12 protein-coding genes are annotated in these 17,821 nt (G+C 68.1%); 5 read left to right on the top strand and 7 right to left on the bottom strand.

Annotated features, from left to right (window positions below; translation table 11 throughout):
• The 3 genes from CCN72_RS07355 to CCN72_RS07345 all read left to right on the top strand — a co-directional run.
• Window positions 1–705: MFS transporter (locus CCN72_RS07355; protein ID WP_143664057.1), on the top strand; the 705-nt coding region annotated here is incomplete at its 5' end.
• Between the two features lie 83 nt (window positions 706–788).
• Entirely contained in the window at window positions 789–1,295 is a 507-nt protein-coding gene (locus tag CCN72_RS07350; protein WP_208637939.1) for a DUF4234 domain-containing protein, read from the top strand.
• A 46-nt stretch (window positions 1,296–1,341) separates the two neighbouring features.
• Window positions 1,342–1,692, top strand: coding sequence for a hypothetical protein (locus CCN72_RS07345; protein ID WP_086806815.1), 351 nt, complete (start codon window positions 1,342–1,344; stop codon window positions 1,690–1,692).
• Window positions 1,693–1,858: 166 nt separating this feature from the next.
• Here the strand turns inward: CCN72_RS07345 and CCN72_RS38570 are convergent, their stop codons facing one another.
• Window positions 1,859–2,407, bottom strand: a complete 549-nt coding sequence (locus CCN72_RS38570; protein WP_143664056.1) for a hypothetical protein — start codon at window positions 2,405–2,407, stop codon at window positions 1,859–1,861.
• A gap of 302 nt (window positions 2,408–2,709) precedes the next feature.
• Between CCN72_RS38570 and CCN72_RS07330 the strand changes: the two genes are divergently transcribed.
• The gene (locus tag CCN72_RS07330; protein ID WP_086806817.1) at window positions 2,710–3,126 is read left to right on the top strand and encodes a hypothetical protein; all 417 of its coding nucleotides are present in this window, start codon (window positions 2,710–2,712) and stop codon (window positions 3,124–3,126) included.
• Window positions 3,127–3,669: 543 nt separating this feature from the next.
• Here the strand turns inward: CCN72_RS07330 and CCN72_RS07320 are convergent.
• From CCN72_RS07320 to CCN72_RS41505, 4 genes are all read right to left on the bottom strand, one after another.
• The gene (locus tag CCN72_RS07320; RefSeq protein ID WP_086806812.1) at window positions 3,670–4,266 is read right to left on the bottom strand and encodes a hypothetical protein; all 597 of its coding nucleotides are present in this window, start codon (window positions 4,264–4,266) and stop codon (window positions 3,670–3,672) included.
• A gap of 13 nt (window positions 4,267–4,279) precedes the next feature.
• Window positions 4,280–10,693: a polymorphic toxin type 28 domain-containing protein gene (locus tag CCN72_RS07315; protein WP_086806811.1), complete on the bottom strand. Its 6,414-nt coding sequence runs from the start codon at window positions 10,691–10,693 to the stop codon at window positions 4,280–4,282.
• A gap of 232 nt (window positions 10,694–10,925) precedes the next feature.
• A complete protein-coding gene (locus CCN72_RS41510; RefSeq protein ID WP_341868866.1) occupies window positions 10,926–13,097 on the bottom strand; it encodes a laminin G domain-containing protein in 2,172 nt (723 codons plus the stop codon).
• Between the two features lie 30 nt (window positions 13,098–13,127).
• Complete coding sequence (locus tag CCN72_RS41505; protein ID WP_341868865.1) at window positions 13,128–14,441, bottom strand: DNRLRE domain-containing protein; 1,314 nt, start codon at window positions 14,439–14,441, stop codon at window positions 13,128–13,130.
• Window positions 14,442–15,010: 569 nt separating this feature from the next.
• Here CCN72_RS41505 and CCN72_RS07305 point away from each other — a divergent pair.
• A complete protein-coding gene (locus tag CCN72_RS07305; protein ID WP_237553662.1) occupies window positions 15,011–15,601 on the top strand; it encodes a hypothetical protein in 591 nt (196 codons plus the stop codon).
• Window positions 15,602–15,741: 140 nt separating this feature from the next.
• Here CCN72_RS07305 and CCN72_RS07300 read toward each other — a convergent pair whose 3' ends face one another.
• Window positions 15,742–17,271 carry a helix-turn-helix domain-containing protein gene (locus CCN72_RS07300; RefSeq protein WP_086806810.1) on the bottom strand — a complete coding sequence of 510 codons (1,530 nt, stop codon included), beginning with the start codon at window positions 17,269–17,271 and terminating at the stop codon, window positions 15,742–15,744.
• A 170-nt stretch (window positions 17,272–17,441) separates the two neighbouring features.
• Window positions 17,442–17,821, bottom strand: a 380-nt coding sequence (locus CCN72_RS07295) for an Lrp/AsnC family transcriptional regulator (RefSeq protein WP_107430077.1), incomplete at its 5' end; no start/stop codon positions are given.

Below are 17,821 nucleotides of genomic sequence, written 5' to 3'. Positions count from 1 at the left end.
GTGTTGTTGATCTGCGCCCGCCGCGGCCTGCTCCCCGACGCGCCCGCACCGGCGGAGACGGCGCCGACGGCGACGGAGAGACAGGGCACACGACGCTGGTCCCTCCCCTCCGGCCTGACCCTCCTCATGGGCGCCGCCATGACCTTCGGCACCATCACCGAAGGCGCGATGAACGACTGGTCGACCCTCTACCTCAAGGACACCGTCAAGGCGTCCTCGACGGTCGCCCCGCTGGGCATCGCCGTGGTCTCCGCCACGATGCTCCTGGCCCGCGCCTGCGCCGACCGCTGGCGCGACCGCTGGGGTGACGGCCCGGTGGTGCGCGCGGGCAGCGCGCTGGCCGCCGTCGGACTGGGACTCGCACTGCTGACCGGCGGGGTGCCCGCGACGCTCCTCGGCTTCGCCTGCGTCGGCCTCGGCGCGGCCGCCATCACTCCGTGCGTGTACGTCGCCGCCGCCGAACGGGGCTCCGACGCACTGTCGTTGGTCGCCGCCATGGGCACCACGGGCCTGCTGGCCGGCCCCGCCCTGATCGGCTTCGTCGCGACGGCGGGCGGCCTCACCCTGGGCATGGCACTGGTCGCCGCCTCAGCCCTCGCGGTCACCGCCACCGCGATCTGGATCCCCTGGAACATCCGCCGTTCCCCGGAGCGAGAGCCGCTCCCGGCCGTCCCGGATCACAAAGACGTGACGACTCTTCATTGAATCGCCAACTACCTTCACAAGTCCTTCACTTCCTGCCATGCTCCTCGGCCTGACCGCAAAATCCAGCCAATGGAGCCCACCCCATGGACGAGATCAAGCCCACCACCGCCAATGCCGGCCAGAGCGTCCCGTTCGCGACCGGCGGCGCGCTCGCGCACGGCGTCGCGGGGATGCCCGCCGTGTCCGGCCTCACGGGCGTGGCGATGAAGCGGCGCGGGCCCGTCGCGGTGTGGCTGGGCCTGCCCCTCATCACCCTCGGGATCTACCAGCTGGTCTGGTACTACAACATCCACCGGGAGATGCAGGAGTTCGACCGGCGCCGGACCCTGAACCCGGCCGGCAGCATGCTGGTCCTGCTCCTCCTGGGCTGGACCCTGGTCGCGCCGCTGGTCTCCTTCTACAACACCGGCAAGGCCATCGCGAACACCCAGCGCGCGGCCGGCCTGCCGGTGACATGCAGCCCCGCCGCGAGCATGTGGCTGACCTTCGTCTTCGGCCTGAACGTCTGGTACATGCAGCGCCAGCTCAACCTGGTCACCGCCGCCTACCCGGGCGTCGAGCCGGGCGCCTCGGTACTGCTGGCGGCCTGACCACCGGCCGGCCCGCCGGGCGCGCGGCGAAGGGGGAGCTGACCTGATGTGGGACGGGGCGTTCTACCGAGTCCGACGTGACGGCTACGAGATCTGCTTCGTCCCGGATGCCGGGGTACCGCTCGACGAGATCGACGACGTCGACATGTGGGTGCTCTTCGACAGCGGGGCACGCTGGTCGGGGACGATCTACACCCTGGACGTCGTCCGCCGCAACATGGAGCGCGGACGGCAGACCGGGGAGTGTCTCGACGGCAGGTACTTCTACGTCTGGGACGGCCTGATCGTCCGCGACCCGGGCATCGACGGCATGGCCGAGGTCGTCGACGACCTGGTCCGCAGCGGTGACTACACGGCAGTCTTCCGCGATCTGGGTCCTGAAGCCCCTGACGAGTGACCGCCAACCGGCGCTCCCGGTCGGCTACTTCGACCTGATCCACCTCTGCTGTGGGTCGAAGCAGACCAACCCCACGGAATCCGCGAGAACCACCGCGCAGGCGGACGCCTCCTCGGCCAGATCGCACCTTCTGGCCAGTACACCTCGGTACTTCACGATGTGACCATTACGCCGAGAGACGTAGCAGTACCTCTCGACGGCTGGCGGGGTCTGCCACGATGTGATCGACCACGGCTTGCCAAACATCCGGGCGTTCGAGCAGTTTGATCACTGCCTCGGCCGGCATGGCACTGGCCTGGTTCGGAATCTGCCTGGAGCCGATTACGGATCGGTACTCAGTCGCCGTCACACGCTTCCGGCCTTCTCTGGCCGTAGAGTCGATCATCGAACGAAGGGCGTCCCAGCGTTGATGATCAGGCATGCCGGACCTTGAGTAATCGCGGGCCGCTTCCCTCAGGACCGTGTAGGAAACCTGGACCTCCGAGAAGATGCGCGCGCGCATGTCCGGGCTGAACCACCTTGCCAGTGCCACGTACTCCCTTGCGCGGGCTGCTGAAAGCCCATGGCGGGTGGCCGCACGTTTGAAGGCGGACGAGCGGCAGGCAGTCTCAGTGGGAAACTGGGCCAGAAGTGTGTCGCCCAGCGCGACGCGACCGGCGGCGTCGAGGTCTCCGGAGCGATCGGGATCATTTTGTTCAGGGAAGAGCGCGGACATGAACCTTGCATAACGCCTTCTCTGCAGGCCATGCAGTGTCTACCGGGCCTCCATCACCCATACGGGGGACGCGACGCAGATCGAAGAATATGGCCGTCCTGCCGTACCTGAACGCCGCCCAGCCGCCCGCCCCGCCTACCGGCAGACCTTGGAACGGCTGACCGGGATGGGCGTCCGGCTCGGGTCTCGCGAACCCCACCGGCCCGAGGCCGTCGGGTGGGCGAACGCCGCGCCCACCACCATAGGATCGCGCCATGTCTTCGCCCTCCGGCCGCTTCAAGCTGATATCCGAGCCCCGCGCCATGTCCCTCCTGCCGCACCGGATCTGGTCGGAGGAGGACTGGGAGCGCATTCAACTGGGCTACTCCGCAATGGACATGGACGAGAAGTGGAACGTATTCGCCGAGGGCGATGTCGTCTTCCTGCATCGGAGCTGGACCGGCAGGGGCATCTTCGCGGCGACCTTCGCCCCGGCCGACGGCGGCGGCCGGCGGATCGTCGAGGCCGTGGTCGAGCGCGATCCGCGGCGCTACCGCGGCCAGGACGAGGAGTACGACTGCCTGATGCTGGAGTTGGTGCTCAGCGCGATCGTGCTGGGCGAGCCGGCGTGTGAACTCCGTGCCGCCCTCGTGGAGTCGGCGCGCCGGAAGTCGGGAGACGCGAACGCCCACGCCGGAGTCGTACTGCACAGCACCCTCGGGCTGCGCTCGGAGCCGTAGCACCCACCGAGCCGCCCCCGACCCCTCCCGAACCTCGGCCACCCGCCCCGTCATCTGTGCCCGTTGACCTGCGCGAATGGTCTTTCACAGCTACGAGGCCCATCCGGTGCTACGCAAGGTCGACACCAACCGCGCCGCCGTTTGACAGCTTTACATGGAGTGGATTTTAGGACTGGTTCGAGGACCTCCGCCGCCACTGGCTCCGCCAACTCCGTTCTGGGGTACCGAAGAAGTGGGCGTCCCAGGCGAACAACTTGCGAACCGGATCCTGGTGGCGGCTTGATTCTCCTTGAGAATTTGATCTCAGAGGACCTTCACGGCAGTCCACCAGATCCGGGCGGTGCTCGTGCTGCATCAGGCCGGCGTCTGTGGGGTGGCGAGCCCGAACCGGCAAGGCGCTCTGGAGCACACCGTCACGCTGCGGTGGTGTGTGGATCAGGGCGATCGCATAGGCGATATCTACAACCGCAAGTTGGGGATGGACCAGATCCAACTCGCTACCCGAACGGGCTCCGGCCGGAGCCCGTTCGGGTAGCAGCGGATTCAGAGCTGCGGCGGCGCCTTGTGCAGTCGATCACGCGCGGCCTTCAGCAGGCCCTGTGACCACTCCGCCCGTGTGACGCCCTCGGGCGGTCCCAGCGACTCGGCCTGGCCGGCACCCAACGCTCTGGCGATCGCCTCCACCGCGAGACGCTGCATGAGATCGTCGTCGTACTCACCGCGGCCTTCCTCGGCGAGCTTCAGCAGCGCGCGAAGCAGCTCGGCGTCGAACGCGTCGCGCAGAACCTCCCCGGCGCCCGAGACCGCCGCCATGAACGCGTCGTCACTAAGGTCCCACTCGGGAGAGCCCAGCAGCTCGATGATCTCCTTCCGGTACTTCGCTCCCACCCTCCAGTGCCCGGTGAGCACCTGCACGGCGAGCGCCGAGACCTCAGGATCCTCGGGGTGGATGAGGTAGCCGGCGACCAGCGGCTCGTACGACGGACCGCCTGCGCGGGCCACCGCGTACAACAACCGGTACAGGTCCCGACCGGCCCGGCCGTCGGAGATGGTCCGGGCGATGTCCTTCACCTCTCCCTGCGGGATGGTGCCGTCCTTCGCCCGCGTCATCAGCTGCCGCACGTAATCGTCACGCGTCACTGCCACGCTCCACTCACCCCCTGGGGACGAACTGCTCGGAGTAGTCCAGCATCCTGCTGGCCCGGCCCAGGTCCGCGACGAGCAGGTCTCGCTCGGCACCACCCGTCTTGGGATGGGCCAGTTTCTTGTTGATGTCACCGATTGTCTTGAGCAACCCGTTCTGGGCGTCCCGAACCTCGTGGACATGATCCCACGGGGTGCCGTCCGTCTTCCGCGCGACCACCTCCCCCTTCATTTCCCGAGCGGCCGCGGTGAGGTCCTTCATCTGCAGATGCTCGGAGACCCGGTCCAGCTTGGCGGAGAACGGTGAGGAGACAACCTTGTTCGCGAGTTTGATCGCGTCGGCGATGTTGTCGAGCTGTTTGGGCAGCTTGGCAGCGTCGCCCGCGAGCGGAATGAAGCCGGCCGCTCCGAGGGTGACTCCTACCGCGTCCTTGTCCATCGCGGAGCGGCCCAGGTCCACGGCGTCGCAACCCGCGCCGGCCACGGGGACCCAGCCACAGGCCATGAGGGCGATCTCACCGGCCACACCCCACGAGGGGCCCTTCGCGGACCCCTTGTAGTCGGGGTCCGGAGCCTTTCCGGGGCTCGGGCTGGGCGCGGCGGTGTACGGCTCGTCGCTGCCGTACTTCACCGCCGGCAGCGGGCTCGGTCCGGTCTTGAAGCTGACCCGGTACGACACCTGCTTGCCACGGGTGTTGACGGTCAGCGTCAGGGACGAGCCGTCGGGATAGCTGTAGTGGTAGGTCTGGGACGAGTTGTACACCCAGGTCCCGTTGGATCCCATCGTCATGTGGGACCGGTAGGTGCCGCCCTTCCCGTCGCTGCACCCCTGCTCGCAGGCCGTGATCGGCCGCAGACCACTGGGGTCCGACAGGGTGACGGGGGTGTTGTTGGCGTACGCGTAGCCGTTGATCGACTCGTGGTCGTCCGCGGACAGCACCGGATCCGCAGACAGGAACCGCCCGATCAGCGGGTCGTACTCCCGGGCGCCGATATGGGTCAGCCCGGTCTCGGTGTCGGCCGCCTTGCCAAGGAACCCCTTGTCGTCCGGCCAGGAGGTCGGCGCGGCACCACGGGACTCGCCGAACGGCTTGGTGTAACGCCGGGTCACCTGCTGAGTGGTGGCGTCCACTGCCATCGACCCGGTGTCGTGGTGGTCGTCGACCATCCACGAAAGCGAGGTCTGGGTGCGGACCGCCGTCGCGTCCCCTGCCGCGTAGTACCGCAGTCCGCTGAATTTCTTGGCCGCGGTGTCGTAACGCAGCTCCTGTCCGTCCAGGTAGAGAACTGTGGTGGCCGGGCCCCGGCGGATCAGCAGGGCGCCGTTCGCGTCGTAGAGGTAGTCAGTGGTCTTGCCACCCTCTACGAGACTGGCCAGCTCGCCCTCGATGTCCCAGGTCAGCGTTTGGGCGGCGGCCGAGGGTCCGGGACGCTGCCGGGTGTTGCCCAGGTCGTCGTACTGGTACGAGGTCAGCGTCCCGCCGACCGAGGTCGAACTCAGCGTGTGGGGCTGGCCTCCCCCGGCGGCATTGACGGACGGGTACGAGTAGTCGGTGCGCACGTCACCCGAGGACTTGTGCTCGATCTGGGTGTCCCGCAGGCCACCGACCTTGTAGCTCCAACTGGTCCAGTAGGGCGCCGGCCCGCCGAGGCCACCTGCCGAGCGGGCGGTGGCGCAGTCGTTGGAGGACGGGGTCCACGCCTCGCTCAGACGGCGGTAGCCGTCGTAGGCGAAGCACTGGGTGTCCTTGCCGTTCGCCTTGTCCGTGATCGACTTGACGTTGCCGGTGGCGTCGTAGGCGTAGTCGATGTCACTGGTGTAGTCGGCGTTGGTCTGGTCGACGGTGTGGGTGTTGGACAGACGGCGGGTGCCGTCCTCGTAGCGGTTGAGGATCTGGAGTTGCTTGGCGCCGGTCGAGGTGCCGAGACGGGTCTCCTCGATCTCGCCGTACGGGGAGTAGCCGATGTTCTGGACGTAGTCGGTCATGCCGCTGGTGCCGGTGAGCATGCCGAGGCCGTTGTAAGAACGGGCGACACTTTCCGCGGGCAGGGCACCGACGGCCGGCAACGAGGTGCTCTGGAGGGTGCCGTCGATGTTGTACACCGCAGACGTGCTGTACGTCTGCGGGGCACCCGCCACGACGAGCGGGTCGGTCGCGGCGATGACCGTCTTGGTGCCCTTGGGGCGGCCGAGGCTGTCATAGCCCGTCACGACCTGGGAGTAGATCTTGCCGGTGGTGCCCCCGACGTAGCGGATGGCTGCGGTGGGCAGTCCCTTGGCCAGACTGTCGTACGTGAACTTGGTCAGCTGGTGGTTGTTGTCCTTCACGTCTTCCCAGGTGCCGGTCTTGCGACCGAGCTCGTCGTACCCGGTGATGAGCGCCTTGGCTACGCCGTTCACCGTGGTCGTGACGCTGACGGGCCGATCGCTGTCGTCGTAGGCGGTGGTGACCTTGCCCTTGTCGGGGTCGGTGACCTCGGTCTGGCGACCCCTCAGGTCGTATCCGTAGTCCCAGACGGCATTGTCGGGTCCGGTCATGGTGTCGATCAGACCCGCGGACGTGTAGGTGTACAGCGTCCGCGTGTAGGCGGTGCCGGTCGGAGAGGGTCCTGCGTACTCACGGCGCTCGACGATCCGGCCCTGTGCGTCGGTGACGGTCAGGGTCCCGGTACCGCCCGGCGCGGCCGTGACGGCGGTTCGGTCACCCTGGTCGTTGATCCCGGTCCGCCACTTCTCCTGGTCGTAGACCCGGAAGATGGTTCCGGTGGCCCGTCCGGCCGCATCGAAGACCGTCTCGGTGGAGGCGGGGACGGAACCGGGGAAGGTGTTGGCGAGCGTGCCCTCGGGGGCGACGTTGTCGTGGACCTGCTCGTTGGTGAGGTAGGCCTGGCCCCGGTCGTCGTAGAGCGTCTCGGCGATGACCCGGCCGCCGCCCGGCGCGGGCATCTGCTTCTGGCGGGAGCGCAGCAGTGAGTCGAAGATCTCGTACGAGTAGTTGTACGTGGTGCCGTCCGACTTCAGCGTGCCCGTCCGGATCCACGTCTCCTTGGTCTGGTTGACGCTGTAGGAGTAGACGATGCTCGCGGCGTCACCGAGCGCGCGGGACCGGTCGGGTTTCCAGATGGAGACCAGACGTCCCAGCGCGTCGAGAGACCACTCGGTCACATTGCCGTTGGCGTCGGTCACCTTCGTCGCGGTGCCCCAGGCGGGGTCCATGTCCGTGACGGTGGCGTAGAGCTTGGGGTCGGTCGAGGTCGTCCGGGTCAGCGGACCATAGCCGGTGTCGTCGGGCTCGTACTTCGTCGACGTGGTCTGGTTCACGGCGTCGGTGGCGGACAGCGGCCGGCCGAGCCGGTCGTAGGTCGCCGCGGATACCTTCTGGTAGACCGGCGTCTTGTCGGTGCCGTAGTCCGCGAGGCGGTACGTCGATGTCACGTCGCCCTTGGTCGGTGCGACGCCGACGGCCTGGCCGTCGTATCCGGTGGTGACGTCACTGACGGCGTCCCGGGGCAGAACCGGCGTCGCCGCGCAGCCAGCCGCGTAGGTCTCGACACGGGAGACCCGGTCCACCAGCCAGTCGGTGGTGTTGCGGGTGTAACTGGTACGGGTGCAGGTCTCGTCGCCCGTCTTCGCGGTGTCGCCGCTGTCCTCGACCGTCATCGGCATGCCGTACACCTGGTCGTAGGTGCTCTTGGTGGCAACCGTACGGGTGCCGGTGGAGGTCTTGGTCCGGGTGACGCTGTCACCCGGCTGGACGATCCAGGCCTCGGTGGTGCCCCAGCTATAGGTGTGGCTGCCGGTCTTGTGGGACCAGGGAGTGTTGACGGTGCTGCTGAGTTCCTCGGTGCCGTTGTAGACGATGGTCTCGCGGACGAAGCCGGACAGCTGGCGGGAGTCGTCGATCGCGGTGCCGGTGGAGTCGGTGACCTTCTCCACGCGGGCGGTGCCGTCGAGTTCCTTTTCGCCGTTCAGGCCGCGCATGTAGAGCGTGGACTTCTTGGACCGCGGGCCCTCGGAGTCGCCGGAGGTCTCCACGACCTTGCCGTAGCCGCGCCACTGCGACCAGGTGCGGTTGGCGGCCTTGGTCAGGCCCTCGTCGTCGGCGTAGCCCCAGCCGGCGCCGCCCTGGTAGTCGTAGTACTTCTCGCCGGTGTCGCCGTGGCCGTAGGGGTCGTCCTGGAAGACGGACGTGACGACGTACTTGTGGAACCAGTCGGTGACCGGGGTCGCCCCGGACTGGGACCACTTGACCGGGAAGCAGCGGCGGCTGTTCTTGTCGACGTCCGCCGGCATGCTGGTGCCCCAGACGCAGTCCGGGTCGGAGTAGTTGACGGTGATGGTCGAGCCGGTCTCCGACTTGATGGTGCGCACCCGCCACTTGATGTAGCGCAGGGTGTCCGGGCCGCTGCCCTCGACGTGGTTGGACAGCTGGATGCCGCCGAAGACGACGGGCTGCATCTCGGCGTCGGTGCCGGTGGCCTTGCCGGTGTTCTGGATGGACTTCAGCCACAGGCTCGGCGAGGAGGCGTCACCGGTGTCGGGAAAGCCTTGGTCCAGATGCCAGGCGTCCACGTCCCGCTGAGCTGTGCCGGTACCGGTCCACACCGAGGTGGTGATGTCGGTGAGGCGCTTGCGGGTGAAGAAGGCCGGGCCGATCTGGGTGATGCACTTGGTGTTTGCCGCGCAGATCATGTCGTAGGGCACATCGGGCCAGTTGGCCTTGGTGTCCTTGGTCAGGGTGCTGCACGAGGTCAGGCAGCGCTCGGCGTAGGTGAAGCGGACCTGCTGGGCGGCGGGCTTGCTGTAGATCAGGTCGCTGCGCAGGCCGTAGTTGATGCGATTGAGGTAGCCGCCACGGGTGTAGGCGGTGCCGTTCACCGTGGTGTCGGCGTTCCTGGAGTAGTAGTTCGTCTCCTTGGTGTACCAGTACGAGGACGCGTTGCCGTGGGTGTCCACGACGTAGTCCAGGTTCCAGCGCCAGGCCTGGTTGCAGGACGAGTCGGCGAAGCCAGTCGACTTGTAGCAGGGCTCGCCGGAGTCGTCGCCGAACACCGGTGCGGCCCATACGGAGTTGGTGACCGGGTCGTCGTCGGCGGTATCGGTGGTGCCCTTGTCGCTCCAGCCGGGCAGCCGGTGTTTGCCGAAGAAGTACTGGGTGCCGGAGGCGTCCGTGACCTTCCAGTACTCGGTGTTGTCGTCGCCGTTGCCGGTGGCCCCGGTCAGGTGCTCGACCTTGGAGCCGTCCTCGTTCTTCACCTTCCAGCTGCCACCGGACGTCTGGGAGAGCGCGGCGGTGTCACAGGCCGCCTTGTCGGCACAGGTGTTGACGAGTTCCACGGCCTTGCCGTTGAGGACGAGCGTGGCATTGGCGTACTTCCAGCACTGGTCGCCCTTGCCGGTCTGCCCGTCGTCCTTGCAGGAGGCGTACTTGCGCTCGATGTAGGACTCGGTGAGGGAGAAGCCCTCACCGAGTACCGAGGTCTGGTTGTTCTCACCGGCCGTACGGCCGTCCACCGAACCGGAGTTGTAGGAGATGGACAGGTTCGGGGACGGGCCGGCCGTGGCCGGGGGGACCCGCAGCGGGTAGTTCCAGGTGAAGTCGCCCGTGCTGCCGCCGGCCTCCCAGGTCGCGGTCGGGGACAGCGGGGTGGCACCGTAGTCTCCTCCGCCGCCCGAGCTGTCGGCCGACGCCGCGAGCAGCATCGGGGTGCCGGACTTCAGGGCTCCGGCGGAGACGAAGCCGGTCAGGGTCTGTGACCGGGCGTCGTTGTCCGCGCCCGTCACCGGCCTCTGGCTACGGCAGGACTTCTTCTCCGGGGTGGTCAGCGCACACGCCGGGAGCGTCACCAGGCGCAGCCGGGGGCCGAAGTTGCCGCCGTACACGTCGGAGAAGGAGGAATAGTCCAGGGAGAGGCGGAGCCTGTCGGTGTCGCCGACGGACTTTCCGGACACCGGGCCCGCGGGGCCGACGGTGAGCAGGACGCCGTTGACGCCAGCCCTCTTCGCGGCGGCCTGGGAGCGGACCCCGAGCGCCACCTGCTCCGCCGGGCCGGACGCCTTGGGCGCCGGTGCGTTCTTCGCACCGCTCTTCGCCGTGCTCTTGGCGGCGGGTACCTGGGCCAGTTTCACACCGAGCCCGCCGACGGCGACGGAGATCGGGCGGGCCACCGGGACGTCGGCGGTGGCCTTCCCGGTCTTCGGCCATGCGGCCCTCGCGAGCCGCTTGCGGGTCTCGCCGGTGGCGGGGGCGGCCTTGTCCTTAGGCGCCCTGGACGTGCCGGGCCTGAGCACACCGACCTTGTCGATCTTCGCGTCGGGGCGACCCTCCAACGGTTTGCGGGCCGCCGAGGGCTGGGCCTGCGCGGCGAAGTCATACCCCGAGGGAACGGTTACCTGCGGCAGGACGGCAAGGGAGAGGACCAACGCGCCACGGCCGAGCCAGCGGCGTACGAACGCCCCTGGCGAAGGTGGGCGGAAGAGTGATGAGGGCAATGACTTCCCCGATTCTGGATAGAGGCAGAGCCCCTCGGGGACAGGTGGTCACCCGAGGACGCCGGGTCTCGACGGCGCGTCGGTGGAGGAGAGCGGTGGGACGAGTGGACCGGCACAGAGTGGGGCAAGGACCGGCCCCGGAAGGCCGCCCTTGCCCCGCTCGTCAACGCTGTTCGGTGTTGCGCCGGTTGGCGATGGTGTCGGTGGAGGTGGCGCCGGCCCAGACGCGGACGCTGTCGACCGACCCGGGGAAGTGGCGCGCGGCGGCGCCGTCGATCTTGGCCCGGCCGATGTCGAACGCTCCGGAGCCCTGCCAGGGGGTCGAGAACGGGATGCCGTCCTCGTCACCCATCAGCGCGCTGTCGACGTAGAGCTTGAGTCCGCCGAGCCTTGAGGTGTCGTCGGGGTCGGCTGCGGACTGGGCGTCGTAGACGACCGTCAGCATCACGGGGACCCCCAGCGCGACAGTGTTGAGCGCGGTGGACTCGCTCTTCTTCCAGTCCGCCCCGGTGCCGTCCTTGTCGGGACGGCCGAACGTCCACCGGCCCTGGGCGTGGCCCGCCGGCTGCTCGTACCAGACACCCCAGGACGACTGGCTGATCCCCGACTGCCCGAAGACCTGTACCGCGTACGACTTGCTGGTGTCGGCGAGCTTCGCGGGGTCGAGGGTGACCCAGGCGGTCGCGGTGAACGAACCGGAGTCGTCGACGACCGGGCCGGTGGCGCCGGCGTACGCGCTGGTTCCGTTCAGGGTCATCGTCTGCGTGGTGGTGACTTCTTCGCCGATGTCCGGGTCGCCGGTGGTGATCTGGGTGAGCGCGGCTCCGTTGAGGGTGAGGTTGCGGCCGTATCCGCTGGTGTCCTTGACCGTGGTGCCGGTCGCGTTCGCCGGATCCGTCGCGTCCCACTTGGCGACGAGCGCGGGGACCGGGTCGCCCGCGGTGCCGTCGCTGAGATCCTCGTCCTCCGACCAGGCCTCGTGAGCGACCTCGGTGTCAGCGAGCGCGCGGGACCAGACCTTCACCTCGTCGATGGTGCCGGAGAAGTACTCCTTGCCGGCGGCGGCCCACCACAGCCGCCCGACCTGGAGGTTGCCGGATGCCTTCCACGGCGTGGTGAACGGCACCGAGCTGCCCTGAGGCACGCCGTTGACGTAGAGCTGGAGGGACTGCCCGGCCGCATCGTAGACGCCTGTCAGGTGGGTCCAGGCGTTCAGGACGGGGGGCTTGGTGCCGATCGAGCGAGTGATCACCGGATCGGCGACATCCGTCTGGTGGCGGTTGAAGATCCAGGCGTTGTAGGCGGTCGAGTAGTACAGCTGGAAGCCAGAGGCGTTCGTCCCCGCCTGGGACAGGACGGTGTAGTTGACGTCCTTCTTCGTCAGGCGCGCCCAGGCCGAGACGGTGAAGGACTTGGTGGTGTCCAGCACCGCGCCGGAGCCGGCCAGGTAGGCGCTCGTGCCGTTGAGCTTCGCCGCGCCGGAACCGCTGCGCGCCAGGGTGTCCCATGCGGAACCCGAACCGGTCAGCGGGTGCTGGGTGGCTTCGGTGGCGTCGGTGAGGGCGTTGTCCAGGTGCCAGATCCCGGCGGGCTTCTCGGCCCCCTTCACCAAGAAGCTGTAGTAGCCGGTGAGAGAGCTGTGTCCGGCCGCGTCGTAGCCCCAGACCTGGACGGTGTTCTCACCGGCCTGGTTCGGCGTGATCGACTGTGTGGTGGCCGTGCCCTGTGAGACCGGGATCGACGCGGACAGCGAGCCGCTGTTGAGCTTCCACTTGTAGGCGACGACGTCCGACTGCACGCCGGCAGCGTTCGGGTTGGTGTCGGCCGGGGTGAAGGTGAACTTGCCGGGGGTTCCCACGCCGCCTGCGGCCGGGTCGGTCTCGGCCGGTTTGTAGACGCCGTCCGCGCTGCTCACGACCGGGGGCGGCGGAGAGTCGGTGTCGACCCGGAAGTAGCACCAGGACGACCAGGCCGAGTCCAGGACACCCGTGTCACCACGGTCCGTCTTGTAGTACGCCTGTGTCTTCACCCGCATCCGGTAGTTCGTCTGCGCGGGCAGCGCGCTGCTGGAGGCATCGCGGACGGCGTTGTCGGCCACCCAGGCGCCGTCCGGTGAGGCCGCGTACCAGGTGCGGCTGGAGCCGTCGGCCTTCCACACCTCGAACAGGGCACGCAGTTGGGCGCCGGATCCGTCCGTCGACTGTGCCGTGGCCAGCATCTTCGGCGTGGTGTCACTGGTGGCGAAGGGCGCAGTGGAAGCGTTGCAGGCCCGGCCGGTGGTGCCCTGCTGAACGCCGTAGGAGGTCGGCTTGTCCGGGTAGGACACATACGTCACCGACAGCTTCGCGTCGTTGCGGAACCGCGCCTAGGCGGCCGCGTCGGACTCGTCGTGCGCGGTCAGCGAGAAGGTGATCTGCGGTTCCTTGTTCGCGGCGGCCGAGGCGAGGGTGGGAGTGAGGTTCTCGTTCGTCTCCTCGCCCACGTTGTCGCTGAAGCGCACCCAGTTCGCGGGTTGCGACGGGCTGCACAGGGAGCCCCGCCCGTAGGCCACGTTCCGGTCGCCCATCAGGTCGTCCGCGGTGGGGCGGCTCGACCAAGTGGTGCTGGAGGAGATGCCCTTGGTGACCTGGCTCAGGTCGTACCAGTGCGCGTCACAGGTGAACGTCCATACCTGGTACACCTCCAGCGTCGCGTCCAGGATCTTCTTGCCGTGGATCGAGGACAGCGGGTACTCGAAGTACATGCGCTGGGTGTACGGGCTGTTCGAGCAGAGGTAACCGGCGTAGTTGGAGCAGCGCCCCACGCCCTTGTCCCCGTCGAACTCCCAGTACTTGGTGCCGTTGGAGGCCAGAGCCGTCCAGTCGCCCAGGGTGATGCCCTTGGTCGGCGGGTCGATGTAGAGCGGGAAAACGGTGTCCTCGCCGCGCAGGAGAGCCGGGTCCGGCGTGATCTCCAGTGCTGTGGCGGTGACCTTGAGCGGCAGTTCGGCCGCCGAGTCGCCGCTGCCGGGCCCCTGCGAAGGAGCGGGCTCTCCCTCGGCCTCGGGAAGCGGGGCCGCCGTCGCCTTCGGTTCCGTTGCCGGGGTGACACGGGCCAGTTGAGTCGTGGCGCCGGCCGGGGCGTTGTCCGCGGTATCACCCGCCGAGTCCCACATTCGTCCGGCAGGGCTCTCGAAGACCGGTGAGCCATCGCCGTCGCGCGCGACGAATCCTCCGTCGGCCGTGGGGGCGACGTCCAGGCCGCGTCCGAGGACGCTCATCCTGATCGTGGCCAGTGCGGGGTTCTTCGCCGCCTCCGCCGTCTTCACCACGAGCACCGAGGTGTAGCCGGAGTCAAGGGCGGTCAGCTTCAGGTCGACGTCCGGAAGGACTCCGGCGTAGGTGGCGGTGCTGCCGTCGACCTGGGGCTCGGGGACCGCGGTGGGCCAGCCGAGCCGCAGTTCACGCCCCTTGTCCTCCAGCGTGACCAGCGCGTCGTCACCACCGCCCGAGAAGGAGAGAGTGGCCGTGGTGTTCTTCGCCCGGACGAAACCGTCGGTGTCCCGTACGAGGGCGGTGTCGATGGGAGCCCACGTGCCGCCGTCCTTGCGGGCACGCACCGGGGCCGCGTTCATCTCCTGGGTGAACGTGCCGTCCGGATTGGCGAACACCTGGGACGACTCGGTGGTCCTTGCGTCCACCGCGGCCCGATCGCCGGTCTTCACCGCGAGCGCACTCGCCTGTGACTCGGCAGTGCTGCCAGCCCCTGCCGAGAAGGCGCCTTTCTCGGCGAATGCCGAAGTCGCTCCGGAAACGGGGAGCGCACCTCCCAGGAGCGAGATGACGACCGCTCCCCCTCGCATCACCCGACGCCAGTCGCGCCGCCGTTCTCCCGTGAACACGCCCCACCCGTTCTCTTAAGTTTTTCTTACCAAGAGTTGTGAGGATCATGTGTTGGTCAAATCCACAGGTCAACGGTGTCCTAGATCACCTTGCCCTTGCCTCGACTTCCAGGTAATAGATGCCGCCCACTGTGCCCCGCCGCCCCACTCGGGGCCCTCGGTTCTGGGATCGGCATCAACGACCACTTGCACAAGCGAAGCTGCAGTCAGCCACTGCAAGCGAGCCTTCGCCGGGAGGCCGTCGTTGCGGAAGCGCATGGAACGTGACCGTCGCCCCAGTCCGTTCCCCTGGCGTGCGGCGTTCGAGACGCCGCGCCACCTGACGTACTGACCACCCGTCAGACCGCAATGGCAAAGTCAAATCCTGTATGCCGAAAGGCCCGGCACACTCGCCCGAGCGCACCACGCCCGACGACTGGAACGACGAGGACGAGCACCCAGCGCCGGAACCCGTCGTCGAAACCCTGGTGGAGGGCGACCTCTTCGGCGCGATCACTGTCCGCCTTGACCCGCAGGAGGGCGAGGTGACCGTTGAGGGCGAGTCGGTGCCCCGGGTCGTGCTGCGCCGCGCCGCCGAGACCCACGCAGCCGACCACATCCCGATCGGCACTCGCGACGGCACGCTTCTCACCCTGACCGTGGACGGTGAGGAAGCCGCCGTCGCCCCGGCCAAAGGACGGCTCACCCGGCGCGCGTACCGCGTCGACGTCCGGCACGCGGGTTACGCTCGGCGCCTGGTGCCTGACTCCGTCCCGGGCAGCCGACTGCTGCGTGACGAACAGCATGTCGGAGACTTCTCCTCCGGCGGCGGACGGGTTCTCGCGGAGTGGAGGGATGACGCCGGACCGAATGCGACGGACGCGGCCATCGGTTGCACGCTTGCGGCAGCCTTCGGTACCGGCGCTCAGCCCATGTGGATGATCGCCATCGAGATGATCGGCGACATGATCCCCGGTTGACCCACCGGACGACAGATGCCGTGGAACGCGGCCCGTAGTCTGCCGCTGGCCCAAAGTCCCGGAGAAGTCCAAGAGTTGCCGCCGCACCCCCCTCGCCTCGCTCAATAGCGGGTCAGGCAGGGTGCGGCGGTATTCGCCTGTCAGATGTCCCTGAAGATCTCGATCTGCGCGCCGATCGAGTTCAGCCGCTCCGCCAGGTCCTCGTAACCCCGGTTGATGACATACACGTTGCGCAGCACCGACGTCCCCTCCGCCGCCATCATCGCCAGCAGGACGACCACCGCGGGGCGCAGTGCCGGGGGGCACATCATTTCGGCGGCGCGCCAGCGGGTGGGGCCCTCGACGAGGACGCGGTGGGGGTCGAGGAGCTGGAGGCGGCCGCCGAGGCGGTTGAGGTCGGTGAGGTAGATCGCCCGGTTGTCGTAGACCCAGTCGTGGATCAGGGTCTGGCCGGAGGCGACCGCCGCGATCGCCGCGAAGAACGGGACGTTGTCGATGTTCAGGCCCGGGAAGGGCATCGGGTGGATCTTGTCGATCGGCGCCTCCAGCTTGGAGGGGCGGACCGTGAGGTCGACCAGCCGGGTACGGCCGTTGTCCGCGAAGTACTCCGGCGAACGGTCGTGGTCCAGGCCCATCTCCTCCAGGACCGCCAGCTCGATCTCCAGGAACTCGATCGGCACCCGGCGCACGGTGAGTTCGGACTCGGTGACCACCGCCGCGGCCACCAGGCTCATCGCCTCGACCGGGTCCTCGGAGGGCGAGTAGTCCACGTCGACGTCGATGTTGGGCACGCCGTGCACGGTCAGCGTGGTGGTGCCGATGCCCTCCACCTTGACGCCCAGTGCCTCCAGGAAGAAGCACAGGTCCTGGACCATGTAGTTGGAGGACGCGTTGCGGATGACCGTCGCGCCGTCGTGCCGCGCCGCGGCCAGCAGCGCGTTCTCGGTCACCGTGTCGCCGCGCTCGGTCAGTACGATCGGACGGTCGGGGCTGACCGTGCGGTCCACCTGCGCGTGGTACTGGTTCTCGGTCGCCGCGATCTGGAGCCCGAACCGGCGCAGCGCGATCATGTGCGGCTCGATGGTCCGGGTGCCGAGGTCGCAGCCGCCGGCGTACGGCAGCTTGAACTGGTCCATGCGGTGCAGCAGCGGGCCGAGGAACATGATGATCGAGCGGGTGCGTACGGCCGCCTCGGCGTCGATCGCCGTCATCTCCAGCTCGGCCGGCGGGACCAGCTCCAGGTCGACCCCGTCGTTGATCCAGCGGGTGCGCACGCCGATGGAGTTGAGCACCTCCAGCAGGCGGTACACCTCCTCGATGCGCGCGACCCGGCGCAGCACCGTGCGGCCCTTGTTCAGCAGGGACGCGCAGAGGAGGGCCACACAGGCGTTCTTGCTCGTCTTGACGTCGATGGCGCCGGACAGCCGACGGCCGCCGACGACCCGCAGATGCATCGGGCCCGCGTAGCCCAGCGACACGATCTCGCTGTCCAGAGCCTCACCGATGCGGGCGATCATCTCAAGGCTGATGTTCTGGTTGCCGCGCTCGATGCGGTTGACCGCGCTCTGGCTGGTGCCGAGCGCCTCCGCGAGCTGCGTCTGCGTCCAGCCCCGGTGTTGCCGGGCGTCACGGATGAGCTTGCCGATGCGTACGAGGTAGTCGTCTGCCATGAGGTTGAGGTTATCTCAGATATGAGATGGCGCTCGCTTGGGGGGTCCATTCGGGTGATGGCGCGTCAATGACCTGCGGGTTCCCGGGGATGTGCCGGTCATGGACGATTCATGGGCGGTCCATGGCCGCTCCATGGGCGATTCATTCCGCAATGCCGCTCATTACGGATTTAGCCGCTGATGGGGCGATGTGGGAGCGGGGAGGAGTAGACGACGCTGGTCGTCACGGACCCCAGGCCGCCGATCCGTCCCGAAATCTCCTCCAGATGGCGCATCGAGCGTGCCGCCACCTTGATGACGAAGCAGTCGTCGCCCGTCACATGGTGCGCCTCCAGGATCTCCGGCATCGCCTCGACCAGGTCATGGAATGGCTTGTAGTTGCCGTTCGGATAACGCAGTCGTACGAACGCCATGACGGCCAGCCCGACCCGCTCCGGGTCCACGACCGCCGCGTAGCCGCTGATGACCCCGCCCTCCTCCAGCCTGCGCACGCGTTCCGTGACCGCGCTGGCCGACATGGAGACGGCCCGCGCGGTCACGGAACGCGTGC

This window comes from Streptomyces murinus, from assembly GCF_002154555.1.
Taxonomy (GTDB): domain Bacteria; phylum Actinomycetota; class Actinomycetes; order Streptomycetales; family Streptomycetaceae; genus Streptomyces; species Streptomyces murinus.
Note: the sequence above shows the minus strand (reverse complement) of the source record. Positions and strands in the feature narration are given on the sequence as shown.